The organism is Chlorogloeopsis fritschii PCC 6912 (assembly GCF_000317285.1).
GTDB classification, from domain to species: Bacteria; Cyanobacteriota; Cyanobacteriia; order Cyanobacteriales; family Nostocaceae; genus Chlorogloeopsis; species Chlorogloeopsis fritschii.
Window position 1 is genome coordinate 44,920 of record NZ_AJLN01000108.1, and the last position, 15,960, is coordinate 60,879.

At 39.2% G+C, this 15,960-nt stretch carries 15 protein-coding genes and 1 pseudogene; 6 read left to right on the forward strand and 10 right to left on the reverse strand.

The window, feature by feature from the left end; genetic code table 11:
- Positions 1-591 precede the first annotated feature (591 nt).
- A complete protein-coding gene (locus UYC_RS0122970; RefSeq protein WP_016874956.1) occupies positions 592-1,791 on the forward strand; it encodes a PAS domain S-box protein in 1,200 nt (399 codons plus the stop codon).
- On the opposite strand, the gene UYC_RS0122975 is transcribed toward UYC_RS0122970, so the two are convergent.
- Positions 1,788-2,006: a hypothetical protein gene (locus tag UYC_RS0122975; RefSeq protein ID WP_016879679.1), complete on the reverse strand. Its 219-nt coding sequence runs from the start codon at positions 2,004-2,006 to the stop codon at positions 1,788-1,790. The genes UYC_RS0122970 and UYC_RS0122975 overlap by 4 nt on opposite strands.
- Before the next feature lie 664 nt (positions 2,007-2,670).
- On the opposite strand from UYC_RS0122975, the gene UYC_RS0122980 reads away from it, so the two are divergent.
- Positions 2,671-3,606 carry an ABC transporter permease gene (locus UYC_RS0122980; RefSeq protein ID WP_016874954.1) on the forward strand — a complete coding sequence of 312 codons (936 nt, stop codon included), beginning with the start codon at positions 2,671-2,673 and terminating at the stop codon, positions 3,604-3,606.
- Positions 3,607-3,699: 93 nt separating this feature from the next.
- Here UYC_RS0122980 and UYC_RS39080 read toward each other — a convergent pair whose 3' ends face one another.
- Positions 3,700-3,864 (reverse strand): hypothetical protein, encoded by a 165-nt coding sequence (locus tag UYC_RS39080; protein ID WP_016874953.1) that lies wholly within the window; start codon positions 3,862-3,864, stop codon positions 3,700-3,702.
- 354 nt (positions 3,865-4,218) lie between these two features.
- Between UYC_RS39080 and UYC_RS0122990 the strand changes: the two genes are divergently transcribed.
- Positions 4,219-5,454 (forward strand): succinate--CoA ligase subunit beta, encoded by a 1,236-nt coding sequence (locus UYC_RS0122990; protein ID WP_016874952.1) that lies wholly within the window; start codon positions 4,219-4,221, stop codon positions 5,452-5,454.
- Positions 5,455-5,698: 244 nt separating this feature from the next.
- Positions 5,699-6,583 carry a succinate--CoA ligase subunit alpha gene (locus UYC_RS0122995; protein WP_016874951.1) on the forward strand — a complete coding sequence of 295 codons (885 nt, stop codon included), beginning with the start codon at positions 5,699-5,701 and terminating at the stop codon, positions 6,581-6,583.
- Between the two features lie 55 nt (positions 6,584-6,638).
- Here the strand turns inward: UYC_RS0122995 and UYC_RS35720 are convergent, their stop codons facing one another.
- From UYC_RS35720 to UYC_RS0123010, 3 genes are all read right to left on the reverse strand, one after another.
- Positions 6,639-8,324: a hypothetical protein gene (locus tag UYC_RS35720; RefSeq protein WP_100227220.1), complete on the reverse strand. Its 1,686-nt coding sequence runs from the start codon at positions 8,322-8,324 to the stop codon at positions 6,639-6,641.
- 62 nt (positions 8,325-8,386) lie between these two features.
- Positions 8,387-10,306 carry an ABC transporter permease subunit gene (locus tag UYC_RS0123005; RefSeq protein WP_016874950.1) on the reverse strand — a complete coding sequence of 640 codons (1,920 nt, stop codon included), beginning with the start codon at positions 10,304-10,306 and terminating at the stop codon, positions 8,387-8,389.
- Positions 10,307-10,394: 88 nt separating this feature from the next.
- Entirely contained in the window at positions 10,395-11,345 is a 951-nt protein-coding gene (locus UYC_RS0123010; RefSeq protein WP_016874949.1) for an ABC transporter ATP-binding protein, read from the reverse strand.
- A gap of 350 nt (positions 11,346-11,695) precedes the next feature.
- On the opposite strand from UYC_RS0123010, the gene UYC_RS0123015 reads away from it, so the two are divergent.
- Complete coding sequence (locus tag UYC_RS0123015; protein WP_016874948.1) at positions 11,696-12,745, forward strand: 1-acyl-sn-glycerol-3-phosphate acyltransferase; 1,050 nt, start codon at positions 11,696-11,698, stop codon at positions 12,743-12,745.
- Between the two features lie 7 nt (positions 12,746-12,752).
- On the opposite strand, the gene rppA is transcribed toward UYC_RS0123015, so the two are convergent.
- Positions 12,753-13,448: a two-component system response regulator RppA gene (gene rppA / locus UYC_RS0123020; RefSeq protein WP_016874947.1), complete on the reverse strand. Its 696-nt coding sequence runs from the start codon at positions 13,446-13,448 to the stop codon at positions 12,753-12,755.
- Positions 13,449-13,751: 303 nt separating this feature from the next.
- Between rppA and hisG the strand changes: the two genes are divergently transcribed.
- The gene (gene hisG, locus UYC_RS0123025) at positions 13,752-14,396 is read left to right on the forward strand and encodes an ATP phosphoribosyltransferase (protein WP_016874946.1); all 645 of its coding nucleotides are present in this window, start codon (positions 13,752-13,754) and stop codon (positions 14,394-14,396) included.
- Positions 14,397-14,469: 73 nt separating this feature from the next.
- Here the strand turns inward: hisG and UYC_RS0123030 are convergent, their stop codons facing one another.
- The 4 genes and pseudogenes from UYC_RS0123030 to UYC_RS0123040 all read right to left on the reverse strand — a co-directional run bounded on the left by UYC_RS0123030 (position 14,470) and on the right by UYC_RS0123040 (position 15,858).
- Complete coding sequence (locus UYC_RS0123030) at positions 14,470-14,685, reverse strand: type II toxin-antitoxin system HicB family antitoxin (protein WP_016879680.1); 216 nt, start codon at positions 14,683-14,685, stop codon at positions 14,470-14,472.
- A pseudogene (locus UYC_RS40405) lies at positions 14,682-14,741 on the reverse strand (hypothetical protein); the annotation flags it as partial. The gene UYC_RS0123030 and the pseudogene UYC_RS40405, both read right to left, overlap by 4 nt.
- Positions 14,737-15,522 carry a class A beta-lactamase gene (gene bla, locus UYC_RS0123035; RefSeq protein WP_081588142.1) on the reverse strand — a complete coding sequence of 262 codons (786 nt, stop codon included), beginning with the start codon at positions 15,520-15,522 and terminating at the stop codon, positions 14,737-14,739. The gene bla and the pseudogene UYC_RS40405, both read right to left, overlap by 5 nt.
- A 117-nt stretch (positions 15,523-15,639) precedes the next feature.
- Positions 15,640-15,858, reverse strand: coding sequence for a type II toxin-antitoxin system HicB family antitoxin (locus UYC_RS0123040; RefSeq protein WP_016874943.1), 219 nt, complete (start codon positions 15,856-15,858; stop codon positions 15,640-15,642).
- Between the last annotated feature and the right edge of the window lie 102 nt (positions 15,859-15,960).

Sequence of the window (15,960 nt, forward strand, 5' to 3'; positions counted from 1 at the left end):
AAAGCCTGGTAACAAATTATGCCCTCCTTGTCTTTGCCAGCATAGATTTAGAGCACACCTACCAAGTATCCCATAGCACAAATATTTTTAACAAAACTTTGAAGGCGATCGCTATCAGCTCAAACTCTTGCTAGTTTTCCAGAAATGTTGTCTGGCTGTTTATCTGTTTTAGCTGACTACAGTCTTTTTTGTATTTATGGTTACAAACTGAGTTAACATAAAGCCAATTCGTTTGGTATATGTAATTTATTCCTATGGAAGAAGATTGGAGTAAAGAGTAGTAGGTATTTTGTTTATTAATATTGAAAATAGGATAAATTGCCAACTTCTAATAAAAGCAAGCAACGGATAGTTGTATATGTGTATACACTATGCTGCGGTTAACATTGATCCAACCATTGAATAGAAAACGCCAGAAGAATTTCAACACATCCGTGAGCCGAGTTCAGATTTTGCTTATGTTGGAGGAGATTTTTGCGATCGCACATAAGCAAGCATCTCTACCTAGTTAGAAACTCATCCGAAGGTGGAGTATACGGCATTAGGAGTAATGGCTTGTTAAAATTTTGCAACTAAGTAGGCAAATCTAAAATGGACGTAGATAAGACAAAAGACGTAGATAAAACAAAAATAGATAAATTTGCTCAAAAAACACAGGCAATGGACAAACGTATAGCTAAATTATACGAAAATGTGATTGCTATGCCTGTGATAGCAAATACAGTACCGCAAGCTCTGATCGAACTTGGCAGCGCTTCACAAAAACTACACCAGGCAATAGAGGAACTCTATCAGCAAAATGAGCAACTAGAACAAACACAAGAAATTTTAGAACAGGAGTTTGAACGCTACGAGGAATTATTTGAGGAAGCGCCAGACGGCTATTTAGTGACTGATCCACAAGGCTGTATCCAGGCAGCTAATCGTACTGCTGCTAAGTTGCTCAATGTTGAAAAGCGTTTTCTATTGGGCAAACCAATGATTAGTTTTGTTGCCTTAGAACAACGTCAGTACTTTCGTACCTTCCTTAGTCAGTTAAGCCAATATCGCAAAAATCAAGAGTTATTTATAGGCTTACAACAACGCAATGGTGAGTTCTTTGAGGCAGCATTAACAGTTGCAGTTACTTACGATCAGCAGGGAAAAGCCCAAAATATACGTTGGTTGCTGCGAGATATAACTGACTCTCGACGAGGGGAATTAGCACTAAATAAAAAAGACTACAGCTTTAGTAGCGATCGCCCTGTACATAAGTATTCCAAAAGAGAAATTATCCCTTTAGATCCACAAACGCTTTGGTATGTCCATCAAGGCATTGTCAAACTGTCTACACTTCATGAAACTAATGAAGAAGTACTGGTAGGGTTGGCAGTGCCAGGAATGGTTTTTGGCTCTTACATGACTTCTCTAAAAACTTACCAAGCTACAGCGCTTTCGGATGTTGAATTAGTGTCAATTTCTGTATTAGAAATCATAGCTTCTCCAAGTTTAAGTCATGCTCTTTTACCAAAGATAAATCAGCGATTACAGCAGACAGAGTCTTTTTTAGTTATTTCTGGTTTACGAAAAGTACAAGACAGATTGGATCGTTTTTTGCAACTTCTAAAAGAGGAAACTGGTGAAAAGGTAGCACAGGGAACTCGTATTTTGGTTCGCCTAACTCACGAAGATTTTGCTAATGCCTGCTGTACTACCAGAGTAACTATTACACGATTATTGTGTAAGTTAAAAACACAAGGAAGAATTTCTTTTGATGCTAATAGATATATAATCTTAAGAAATATCGACTAGTTAATTACTCCATGAATATCTGTTTCATGCAATAAAATCGTTGTTTCGCTGCCAATTCTACCCATATCTGGTTCTGGCCCTTTTTCCATCTCAACGGCATATTTCCAGGTGTTGGAATCAACATGAAAATCTAAAATTGTACCAACACCTCCAAGAAAATAAACAAACTGATGGATAGTAAACTTGGGTGGCATTAGCTGCTGATGACTCTTCATTTTTAGTTTCCATTTTCACTCGTTAACTACTAACTAAATTAACTAATAAGATTTTTGGTATCTTCTAACTAGAGCATAGATTAGTCTTCTATCAAAAGTTTGTTTAGCATTAAATTAATATGTGTTTGTCAATACAATAATTCTCTTGATTGCCATCAAGCAATATTATTGCTTTTTACCCATTAATCTCATTGATGAAATAGTCTTAAATTTCCTATAAATTCCTGATATAAACAGTAAGTGTATCGTTTTTATCATTAGCAATATTAAGTTCAATGCGGAAAATGTATTACCAATCACATTCTTATGTAAAACGGACTTCTTTCCTTGGATAGAAGTGTATTGAGTATAGAATATAGTTAACTTTTTAATAAGCTTAGATTTGATTCAGACAAGTATTCTGGGGCCAGAAGATTACAAGGTATTACCAATTAGCCTTGTAATCTTCTTATCTTTATTTCTGTTAGTTAATAAATACTTTTGTGCTTTTGATTCTCAAAATATCTAAATTTAAAATTTAATATTTTTATCAGTAACTCTATTATCTGATTAGTTAAAATGTTTACCTGAGGAGAGAGATAGCTACCAATTACTGTACGAGCGGGTTTTGTTAATGATATCTCTAGTGGAGCGATCGCCTATCTACTCAACCCGCCCTAAAAAAATGACAAGTGACTTTTTCTCAGATTACCTCATTGCCAGTTTGCGCCTTACTGTACCCTTAGCATTTGCTGCCTTAGGAGGACTTTACTCGGAACGTTCGGGAGTGCTAAATATTGCTTTGGAAGGTATGTTGCTAACTGGTGCTTTTAGTAGTGCAGTAGCAACTTTTTACACTGGTAATGTTTGGATTGGTGTGATTGCAGCGATAATAGCTGGTGGATTTGTAGGGCTAACCCATGCTTTTTTATGCGTCAGTTTATACGTTAATCAATTAGTATCCGGTTTGGCGATTAATTTGGTAGCTGCTGGGATAACATCTTTTTTAGCACGGCTAGTGTTTCATGGTAGTAGCACCCAACGTTTACCAGGAATCGAGCCGATTATTATTCCCAACCTTGTCAATATTCCCCTCGTTGGTTCTTTGTTATTTCAGCAGGACATTCTTGTATATTTACTTTTGACTTTACTTATTTTTACTACTTATCTTTTGTTTAAAACTAGTTTTGGTTTAACCTTGAGAGCGGTTGGAGAATATCCCAAAGCTGCCGATACTGCTGGAGTACCTGTACAGCGCGTGCGTTATTTAGCTGTAGCCATAAGTGGGTGTCTTGCTAGTTTGGGAGGTGCTTATTTAAGCTTAGTTCAAGTCAGATATTTTGCTGAGGGCATGAGTGCCGGTAAGGGATTTATTGCTATAGCAGCCTTAATTTTTGGTAAGTGGCATCCGCTTGGCAGTGCTTTGGCTTGTTTTTTATTCGGTGCCACCGAAGCTTTACAATTGCGGATTCAAGCCTTGGGCGTGGATATACCTTATCAGTTTTTGGTGATGTTACCCTATGCGATCGCCTTACTCGCCTTGTTGGGGTTAGCAGGTAAATCAACACCTCCAGCAGCGTTAGGAGTACCGTATGTTCGAGATAATCGAGCAAGTAAATAAAATCTTATTTGCTGTAGCTCATGGCAGGTTCAATCGCTTGCGGGCACCAAATCGAAACAGCTGATCAGGTAGTATCGCTTTCAAGCGAGGCAACTATTGTGCCTCATTACCAACACAGTAACTTAATCGCGGAGACTGGCTCGAAGCAACACGGACAATTGCTTGTGCAACTTTATCAGGATTGTCACCTTGTGCAATTGCTTGATAGACAGATGAGCGAATTACATCACGTAAAGTTTTGAGTGTTAAGATAGGCACTCGCTACCACAACTAAATCAAATTTGATTACTGAATCACTCATAGGAATAGGGGACAGAAAAGAAAGAATAAAAGTTTACTGAGTTTTGTCCAAAATCAAACAGGAGTTCAATATGTCAATATTTAATGACAAAAATTTTGCACCTGATATCTAAGAAGTTTTACTGAGGCATTCTGCAGCCAGAAGAGACAGAAGCTTGATTTTACCTGATTAACTGAGTTAGATAGAAGTAATGAGAAAAATATTTTTTAATTAAAGACTAAAGTTAAACTATGTGATTCGAGTGCATTACGCAAGCATGAGATAGTTCCCAATTAACCCAACAAAAGTGGCTAAAGTCAAGGTGTGTGTCGATGGAATTATTAGAGTACCAGGTAAAAGAATGGTTTCGGGAGATCGGTATTCCTGTCTTGCCTTCCCAAAAAATCGAGCATCCCACAGATTTGAAAAGGCTAAAAATAAACTACCCAATTGTACTCAAATCTCAAGTGTATGGGGGTGAGCGGGCAAATGTTGGCGGGGTAAGGTTTGCAGAAACAACCATAGATGCGATCGCTGCTGCCCAAAGTATTTTTAATTTGCCAATCTTGGGTGAGTTGCCAGAAGTTTTGCTGGCAGAAGTAAAATATGATGCTGAACAAGAATTTTATCTAGCAGTAGTTTTAGATACAGCTGTTTGTCGTCCCATACTTTTGGGCTGTACACAAGCAGATATAGATTGGGAATCTGCTGGAGAAAAAATGCAGCATGTTGTGGTAGAACAGGAATTCTCGCCATTTTATGCGCGACGTTTGGCTTTAAAAATGGGCTTGCAAGGTGCGTTAATGCAATCGGTAAGCGCCGTCGTGGAAAAAATGTATCAATTATTTGTAGAAAAAGACCTTGATTTAGTGGAAATTAATCCCTTAGGAGTGAGTAGTTCCGATCAAGTGATGGCTCTCAATGGTAATGTGAGTGTCAATGAACGAGCGATCGCCCGTCATCCAGATCTCGCAGAAATGGCGAGAAAAATGGTTACTCGCCACAGTAATATAGATTTCAAACCACATTTAGGCAACTGGGATGGGGTAGAACTTCACGGTAAAATTGGCATCCTGGGCAACGGTACAGGCTCGGTGCTGGCAACTTTAGACTTAGTCGTGAATGCGGGTGGCAAACCAGGTATTTGTCTAAATTTACGCCACGGTTTTCCTACCGATACCTCACCCACTACCTTTTGCGATCGCCTTGATAAAGCTCTCAACATCCTGGCTGGTGACAAAAGTATTCAAGTAATACTAATTAATTTTTTAGGAAGCCTTCCCCAAGTAGAAGAAGTGGTGGAAGTAATTGCCAACTATGTACCACATCACAAAAACGATCGCAAACCACAGGTACTGCGCTCCAACAATGGCTCTAAAAGCCGCCGCGAAAGTCATTTGCCGCGCTTGGTTGTTCGTCTTGCCGGATCTGAGTTTGATGCAGCTAGAAAATACTTAGCAACAATCAAAACCTCAAGCGATACATCTATAGTAGTGATAGAAAATTTAGATGAAGCTGTAGTGGAAGCAGTTCGTCTTGTTAAATTAACTTCTCATAAAAAATTTTGATACTTTACCTCAAACTTGCAGTGGCACTGGAGGCAAAATAGATAAATCTCTTCTAGAAGAGGTGCTTGTTATGAAAAGGCATTGTGAATATTACTAGCAAGAGCAAATGGGATAGTTTGTTTTGTGTCATCAAGCTTTAAGACGGATTTGTCGTAATTCTAGTAAAAATTGAGTTTGTATCGATAAAATGCCGTTTTTCACAGTGGCTCACTCTCATCGATTTTAGAAATTAAAGTAAATTTTTATGAACTTAACGCCAAATAGTAAAGTTGTAATCCAAGGCTTTAGTGAATTTATATCAGCGACTCATGTTGCTCAAATGATAGCTTATGGAACAAATTTAGTAGCTGGAGTCAATCCTGGATGTGGTGGGCAAAAAATATACGATCTACCAGTATTTGATTTGGTAGAGCAAGTAGTTGATAAATTCGGGCTGATTGACACTACGATTATCTGCGTACACCCTTACCAAGTTTTAGATGCAGCATTAGAAGCGATCGCCTCAGGCATCCGCCAAATCATTATCATTTCGCCAGGGGTACCACCATTAGATATGGTGCAATTGCTGCGTAAAGCTGAAGCAAAAGAAACTCTAGTAGTAGGGCCAAATAGTCCTGGCATTATCATACCGGGAAAAATTCTTTTAGGCACACAACCAAGTGAATTTTATACTCCAGGCTCTGTGGGAATTATCAGTCGCAGTACTACTCTTACCTATGAAATAGCCAGAGAATTAACCAAAGCTGGTTTAGGGCAGTCACTCAGTGTCAGTATTGGTAGTGATGCGATCGTAGGTTCATCATTTATCCAATGGCTGCAAATTCTGGATGAGGATGATGCTACAGAAGCAATTGTACTAGTTGGACAACCAGGTGGTGGGCGTGAAGAAGCAGCAGCACGTTACATTGCCGAAGCGATCGATAAACCAGTAGTTGCTTATATAGCAGGCATCAATGCACCACCAGCCAAACATTGGCGTCAAACAGGAACATTAGCAGCAGTAATCGGGCGTCATCCAGATTTTGGCTCTGCAAAAAGTAAACTGGCTGCTTTTTCTCAATTAAAAGTTCCTGTAGCCGAGCGCCCTTCTCAAATACCACAATTAGTCAGACAAGTAATTAATAAATAGTCTTTTGTCCTTTGTCATGAGTCATTTGTAATTTGTTTTTACTAATGACTAATGACTAAGTAATGCTTTTGTGGCAGATTCCCCTGCTTTTTGCAATTTTCGCTGCAACTGAGAAGATTAAACCTCCCAATATAATTTCTTGAACAAGAATCGCAAACAAGACTGTGATTAAAGATAATGAAGCCCCTGTCGGATATAAGGCAATAAGCGGTGCAATTACTGAAAATAGCCACACAACAGTGGCATGATTCGGGTTATTGAATAACAAGGCTAAAATAATTACTGGTAATACAATCACAGCGCCGAGGGTAGCAGCAGTCCAAAATATTCGATGCTGAGTTTTCATGAATAACATTAGTTGGGTTAATGCTGCGTAAATCATAGCTAAACTACCAGCTAAAACGAGAGCATAAATCCCATTTATTTTATGGTTTGTGTCATTTTGTGTGAAGAAAACCAATAGGCTTAGAGAAAAAATAACAATCATTGCATTTAAGGCGATCGCTACCCATGCTGGACTTTTTTCTCCCCAAATTAAATCTTTGATTGTATGACTATTCCAGAAACTCTTGTAACCAGAGAAGTGCCGATAACGCGCCCAATCTATTAGGGTTTGGCGATGAGGACTAATAGCAGCAATTAGATATAAAAATAGCCAGAAATGCAAAAAGAAAAGAGATGAGAGATTTTCTCTTATCGTTGAATAGTGAGAATCTTTTACCAAAACTGAGGAATGCCAATTTGCACATCCTATAGTTAGGACTGTAAAATAAGACGTTAGCAAATAACTTTGCTTCTTACTTAACATCGTGGCATTGGGATTGGAAAAGCAGCGCTGTAAAGCTTGCCATGCAAAACTTGTCAACACTATATAATTTAAAATTGTTAAGGCAACTGTAGCGGTAAAACTAGCTCCTATTGGTAGGGCAAACCAATGAAATGTTTCCGATGAGTAAATCGATTTAGAAGCAGAATTGAGTGACAAATGTGGAATCAAGAAATATGGGTTAAAAAATCTCAGCAAAACTAAAGGGTAATCCACAGGGTTGTAGGATAACCATTCTTTAGTAAGAATTAGGAAACCAAGAACTACTCCGCTACCCAACCACGCTTGAAAACCACTCAACCAAGAACCAACTAAGCCAAATAACAGTGCAGCACTATAGTAGAAAAGACAAGCTGCAAATATTACAGCGTAAAAACAGAAAATCAATTCTAATGGAATATCTGCCGCCAAACCTGACCACAAATGCAAAGGAATTGCTAGGGCTAATGTAATATAAACTAAGATTGGAACCCCTAAGATTTTCCCTACTAAAATAGTCTGAGGAGACTGGGGACTAAGGCGAATAAAATTCAGCGTGTCACGACGTTCTTCTGTGGCTAAATTACTAATTAGCAGATAAGTTCCTGCTACTAAGAGGGAATAGCAGCCGATAATACTGAGCAATGTAAATAAATTTAACCACAATAGCTGCCAATTTATAGCTAAATTGCCAAACTCATCTTGCAGGCATTCTGGCATTCCATACAAAATCTTTCCGGTGCAATATTTATTTGAACTTGGGAAACTTTCACTATTATCAGGTAGCTGGGCTTGGAAATACATAAATAGCAAAAATTGTCCCAGCAAAGAAACAGTAATTGCCAGTATAATGTTGCGTTGTTGTAGACGCCCTTTGATTTCCCGTAAAAACTGGGGATTCCAGTCTCCAATTTTATCTAAAAGATTTTTTATCATTGTAAACTCTCCAATAAAGTTAAGGTGCGTTAGCAAACAACGCACCTTCAAAATTTATTAATCTAACTTCCTGCTAACAATGCTTTTGTAGCCGATTCACCCGCTAATCTTACTTGGCGTGTTAACTGAAAATTTAACAATACTAAAAGACTAAATTCACCTAAAAGAGCAATAAAAATTGTTGGGATTGTAGCGTATTCCAAAGCATTCCAAGGGAAAGTGGAAACCAACCATAAAATAGGAGCTTTTTGTGGTTGAACACCCAGCATGACTAGAAATATCATTGGTAAGAATATTACTGCGCCAACAGTAGCGATCGCCCAAAAAGAACGCTTGGGAGTTTTCAGTAAAAGCATCCTTTGCGCCAAAGTCGCATAAATCATCATTAAAGTAATAAACAAAGCCACACCTAAAATTGCTTTGAATTGCCCAATTTGACTCAACCAATTTAAGTTATTGAGGTGATGAGCATTTAAAATAGGTGCGATTAAAATCCAAATGATGAGTGGGGTGGTAATCATCATTAGATTTATTGCCATTGTAATTATTGCTGGGCTTTTTTCAGACCAAATCAAATCTTTTAACAGTAAATTTTGCCAGAAACCCTTACGACTAGAAATATTTTGGTGTCGATATCTTGCCCAATCTTGTACTGCTTGGCGATGAGGAGAAATAACTACAATTAAACTGAACAAAAGTATCAGATTAAATAACACTAGCCAAGGAAAATTTTGCCCAATCTGATAATTAACCTCGTAATAGCAAGAAGAAGATAATGATGGTGTGTAATGGCTACCAGATGGGCAGTAGTTTCTTTCGTATTGCAGGGTAAATCCCCAAAGAATTGTTTGCAAATAAGCTACTAGTAAATAACTTTGGCTTTTACTCAACATAGAGGCATTTGGGTTGCGGAAGCGGCGCTTTAATCCTTGCCAAATCCAGTAAGTCCACAAGCCAGAATTCAAGATATGCAAACCAAGTAAACCAACAAGATTTTTCCCAATAGGAAGATAAAAAAACTGCACTTGTTCTAGCAATTCCCAGTTGTATCTACGAAAGAGATTTGGGAATAAGTAACCAGTTAAGTCAAAAGGACTTAATAGTCTTAACCAAGCTGCTGCATTGTTTAAATATGTCCCGGTTGTTGCTAATTGCATTGTAATAGTCAAGAAAACTAAGACTATACCACTACCCAACCAAGGCTGAAAGCCACTGAAGAAACGACTAAAAAAGCCAAATAAAAGTGCAGCGCTATAGAAGAAAATACAACTAGCAACTAAAACAGCATAAAAGCTGAAAATGTGGCTCAAGGCTATGTTGGCGGAATGCCCTGCCCAAATATGTAAAGGAATTGCAACTCCAACAGCGAGATAAATTAAAATCGGCACTCCTAATATCTTGCCAGTCAAAATACTTGTTTCTGATTGGGGACTAAGACGCAAGAAATTTAATGTACCTCGGTATTCTTCTTGAGCTAAGTTATTGATTAATAAATAAGTACCTGCAACTAATAATGTAAAGATAAAAATGACACTGAGTGATAAAAATATGTATTCCCAGTGATCCCGCCACCAAAGTTGCATATCAATTTGGTTTAAGGGACAAAATTGATTACTACTATATAAAACATTCTGGATACTACGTTCTTCTGCCCTTAGTTGTTCTAATTGTTGTGTGAGTTCCTGAACTTTTACTGCATTCTTTGCCTTACTAAATAAAGATATTTGCTGTTGTAATTGATTAATTTGTGGGTAAAGTTGGTTCAATTGTTGTCTGTAAGTTACACCTTCAAGACAGTAGGTGCCAGACATAGAGTATCTATTTCCGGGTAGTTCACGTAATTGATATAAAAAAAGTATTAACTGCCCGAACAGCGATGAAACAAATGTAATAATAACAGGAAAAACTTTTAGGCGACCTTTAATTTCCCTCATTAATTGGGGATTTAAATCGCCAATCCTGTTAATAAAATTGAGCATCATATATAAATTTCTCCGAAGATAAGAGGAAGTAGGTGACGCGGTGACGCAGTGACAAGGGGAGAACAACTAATGACTAATGACTATTAACTTATGATGCTTGTTTGTGACCTAATTTGAGGAAAATTGTTTCCAAATCTTCTTGAGTGCAGTGAAATTCAGTAATGGGAATATCAGCTTGGATGAGCGATCGCAATAAATCTGCACTGTCTTCCTGTTTACCAGAAAAATTCACTCGGATGCTGTTTTTTGCTGTCATCACCTCCCACTCTTGTACTAAAGGATTATTTTTTAATTCCCCCAACAATTCCTCTTGTTTCCCTAGAGTTGAGATGATGATTTGTTGGCGGGCAAGACGTTGGTAGAGTTGTTGTAGCGAGGCACTTTCTACCAAATAACCAAGTTCCATAATTCCTACAGAAGTACATAATTCTGCCAAGTCGCTCAAAACGTGGGAAGAAATCAATATCGTCATCCCTGCTTCCTGCAAGACTTTAATAATTTCTCGAAACTGCATCCTCGCGATCGGATCGAGTCCCGAAACAGGCTCATCTAACAGCAGTAAAATCGGTTCGTGGATAATTGTTCGTGCTAAACTCAAACGCTGTTTCATCCCCCGTGACAGGGTAGAAATTAAACTATTGCGTTTATTACTTAGCTGTATCAGTTCTAAAACTTCATGCAGGCGTCTAGTGCGGCGTGGTTCTCGCAAACGATACAAACGAGCAAAATAATCTAAGTAATCCCAAACCGTGAGTTCCTCATACAGCGGATAATCGTCAGGTAAGTAACCAAGACGACGCTTGAGATTGAGGTTGCTGCGATCGCGTAGTAAGCGATCGCCATTAATATAAATCTCACCCGTAGTAGGTTCTTCTGCTGCTGCCAACATCCGAATCAGAGTCGTCTTTCCTGCACCATTGGGGCCAATTAACCCGTATACTTCACCTGAATAAATTTCTAAATCAACATTATTAACGGCAATATGTCTGTCAAATTGCTTAATCAATCCACTAGTGCGAATTGCTAATTCTTTTACCATAGCTGCTGAAGACGGCTTGTGATTAACAAATAAGCTAGCCTTTTGCAGCAGTATTTGTCAGGTTCGTTTCGGAAAATGTAACTGGCTTTAAGAAAACTTGATGTTAGTGCTTTGTCACACACTGACAATAGAGTTAGCGGATCTCAAGAGCGATCGCCTCAGCCATCACCAGAACGCAGACATCTAGCTATCTTTATCGCTTTCAGTTGCTGAGGCAATTGTCAAGATGCTGATACATAGAAAATTCCTCTTTACTTATTCCCTTTTATGTCTAAGGCAAGATAAAAATTATTAAGATAGCGAGTTAGTATATCCTATCTGCTGCTGTTTAGTTAATATGCTGATTCGTTGTGATTAATCAAAATCCAGATAATTTAGTCAGCAATCCAATTGAAAGAGCGTCTATTGAAGGTTATAAATTTAGCTGGTTTGATTGGTTTTGTCTGTGGTATCCTCCAGGCTGGCTAATTTTATTCAATCGTCACTGGCAGCATTACCATTCCGATCCAGACGGTTGGAATTGGCTTGAATATATATTATTTTTAATTCCTGGTGGTTTTTATCTAGCACTATTGATTCGTTGGCTGCGTCTTGGATGTCGTTTGCCACGTCAGGAAAATACTGAATTTGATCCTACTTATCAACAAGCTTTTAGACAAGAAATTATAGCTCCTATAGTTGAATATTATTTTCGTGGAGAGCTACTGCAAATTGAAAACTTACCATCTACAGAGCCAATGATTGTAGCAATGAATCATGCGGGAATGTGTTTCCCGTGGGATTTTGTTAGTTTGGCTTATTTATTAAATAAACAAAGGGGATGGATAATAAAAACTTTGGCTGGTGTATCTTTATTTGACCATGCTTGGATGATTTGGTGGTTACCACCTGGATGGTCAAAAGTTTTAGGTGGTGTGAGGGCTGAATTAGATGATTTTACTGCTGTAGTGCAAGAGCGTAGAGTTATTTTATATGCACCAGAAGGATTGAGAGGGCCGAGAAAAGGTTGGCGAAAACGTTATAAATTAGAGAAATTCGATCTCAGTTTTATTCAGTTGAGTCAGCGTTTTAAAATTCCGATTTTACCTGTTGTTTGTATTGGCAATGAAGGCTTGCATCCTTGGACTATTAATCTCCAAAAATTGCAGCACCTATTTAATTTACCATTTTTGCCTATATCACCTTTGATACCAATTTTTATTCTCTTTCCTTCTATGGGTGTTTGGGCAATGAGAAGTCGTCTGCGTTATTTTATTCAACCGCTGAAACCAGCAGTAAGCGGTGAGCAGCAATCCGAAAATAAACGTTCTTTTGTTTTTCAACAAGCACAAAGATTGCGAGAAAAGATGCAAAGCCAAATTAATTCTTTATTGAATAAAAATATTGAAAATAAAGCGTGAGCAGTTCTCATCCAGAGTCTGCACCAGCACCAAAGCGATATCCTTTACCATATACACTGTGAATGAGTTGTGTTTCTCCAGGTAACTCTATCTTGCGACGTAATAGGCGTACTAGTGCAGCAATCACATTACTACTAGGTTGCTCATCATCTTGCCACAAATTTTGCATAATTTGAGTATGAGTAAGTAATTTGCTAGTATTTTCCATAAAATATTGCAGCAGTTGGCTTTCTTTTTCTGATAGTTCAATTGCCCGCCCTTGCCGATAGGCGATTTGACTTTCACAATCAAGTTCTAAATCAGCTACCGTTAAGCGACTTGTCGGGGTAACAGGCGCTTGAGAACTAGAACGTCGCAACAACGCCCTGACTCTTGCTAGTAACTCCCGCAGTTCAAAAGGTTTAACTAGATAGTCATCTGCACCCGCATCTAAACCTTCTACGCGATCGTCAAGAGTATCTTTAGCAGTGAGAAACAACACAGGAGTTGCAACACCTTGGCGGCGCAATTCTTGACAAATCTCCAATCCCGTGTTGCCAGGCAACATCCAGTCTAAAATGAGTAGATCGTAATTGCCTGTTTGTGCTAATTTGCGGCCATTTATTCCATCGTAGGCAGCATCTACACTGTATCCCTCACGAGTTAACACGCGGCTCAAGGGATCGGTAAGTTCAGTTTCATCGTCAACTAATAAAATTTTCATAATTACAGCAGAATACAGAATTCAGAAGTCAGGAGTCAGAAATAAAATAGGCTTGTTGCCTGGCTTTTAGACCTATATTGTGTACTTTATTAACTTGCAATACGCTGTAACTTTTAATTCTAAGATTTGAGTTTTCAAATCAGCTATTTATAGGAAAATCCTACAACCAAGCATGAAAATCTAATCCCCTATACCCTGTCCCCTATCCCCTGTCACCTGTCCCCTGTCACCTATTTTCAAATTTGACCCTAACAAGTAACCCCCTTCATCTACAATCTAAAATCGGAAATCTAAAATTGCCATATGCTGACTGTCGCACTGCCAAAAGGGGAACTTCTCAAACATAGCATCCGCCTGCTACAAACCGTGGGGTTGGATTTTAGTGCTTTTTTAGACTCAGGAAATCGACAACTGCAAATTACAGATACCAATGGTATCGCTAAAGGGCTACTGGTGCGGGCGCAGGATGTTCCTGTATACGTAGAGTACGGACAGGCACAACTGGGTATCGTTGGTTACGACGTGTTGCGAGAGAAAAAACCACAAGTAGCACAGTTAGTTGATTTGCGGTTTGGTTATTGTCGGATGTCGGTAGCAGTCAAGCAATCCAGTTCTTACCGATCGCCTTTGGATTTACCCGCACATGGTAGGGTAGCATCTAAATATGTAAACTGTGCCCGTGAATATTTCCACAGTTTAGATTTACCCGTGGAAATTGTACCTTTGTACGGTTCTGTGGAACTAGGGCCAATTACGGGTATGTCGGAGGCAATAGTTGATTTAGTCTCTACGGGGCGGACGTTGCGCGAAAATGGTTTAATGGAAATTGCAACGCTCTATGAAAGTACGGCACGATTAATTGCCCATCCTCTGAGTTATCGAATGAATACAGATAATCTCAGTGATTTGATTGCCAATGTTAGAGAGGCGATTTTGGCAGCAGTGTAACAGTGAAATTGTGCGGCGGCAGATACCTCGAATACTCACCGATAACCCCTGTACCGTCCGCACCAACGCAGTGTTAGGCGGTGACATTGATATATGCTGATGAGGTTGTGGGCTGCGGAATCTCTAATCCCTCCAACTTCAATCCATCAAGATGGAACTCCATTGCCTCACGCATATTTTGTTCAACTTCTTCACGAGTTGCCCCAGTCGAGACACATCCTAGTAGGTCAGGAGAATAGGCAGAATATCCGGTTTCTGTCTTTTCAATCACGATAAGATACTGCATCATTTCAGACCCGCTTGTTTTAAGATACTATCCAACGTTCCTGGAGCGAGATCATCACCTGTTTTTCCTGGTACAGTAACCTTTGATGCGTTGTAAACCTGTAGGTGTTTCTATCATCAATCGCAGCAACAACGCTTGGCTAGATTTTGAAAGCCCTCTTCCTTCGTGCAGTGCGCGTAATAAAGCGATCGCTCCTTCAGGCGTTGTCCAGTTGCGATACTGTACTGATTTGTCTTGCCCTATTTCCTTGTCTGTGTTAGCCACAACGATGTCATTTACACCAAGCTCACGCAAATACTCGGTGACAACCTTGGGTGAACCGATGAGTCGTAAAAGCACGTCACAAGCCGTGCCGTCGCTTTCGGACACCATGTATTTCAGCAGTTCAGCTATGCTAAGTTCTACACCTTGTAGATTATTATCTCGGATCGGACTGTGCTGACGTTCTGAGACGAAATCGCTTTTTTCGACACGAACTCTCTGTTCTAGTTTTAGTTTTCCTTTGTCTACTTGAGCTAGTACCGCCATCCCAATAGGGAACTTGTAAACGCTTTGCATAGGAAAGCGCTGCTCTGCATTGAGAGCTACTGATTCTCCAGTTTCCAGCACTGTGGCTGCAACCCCGACGCGCCCTTGAGCAGCACGAGATATTTTTTCAATTCGGTCGTACAATTTGCCTTGTGATGGATCGTTAGTACAGGAAGTTGCGATCTGCTTCAATGTATCTGTTCGGCTGTTGTTGACTTCGCTGCTGCTAGAATTAGTGCTTGTGCAACCAACAGCTAATAAGGATATACAAAAGCCGCACAGCCACACTTTTTTCATCGTCACTCGACTCATAAACTGTATTCAGTCAACTTCTGTAGTTAACAGCCTAGAAATACATCCGCAGATTACCTGATTTCGGAATTTCTGCTGTTAAAGAAGAGGATGATAGAGTTGGTTTTAGAATGGTAATCAGGCAATTTGAAGTGTGCTGGGTTCAGGTATGGATTCACCTTCTGCTTGCCAAGCTTCCAAATACATTTCAATCACTTCTTCGCCGTTACGAATTGCTTCTTCACGAGTTTTGCCGTGAGTGCAAGGCATAATAACCCGATCGCCAAACTCTGGGATCGTGACTAGGAAAAGCTGATCTTCATCAGACCATTGAATAATCATACTGTATCGACTCATGAATCCTTGTCCTCTCTTAACTCTTCCAGTTCAGCTAATAACTGTGCTAACTGCTTTTCTAGGTAGAGTGGCACATCATCTCCATCCTTGCCTGGAATTGTT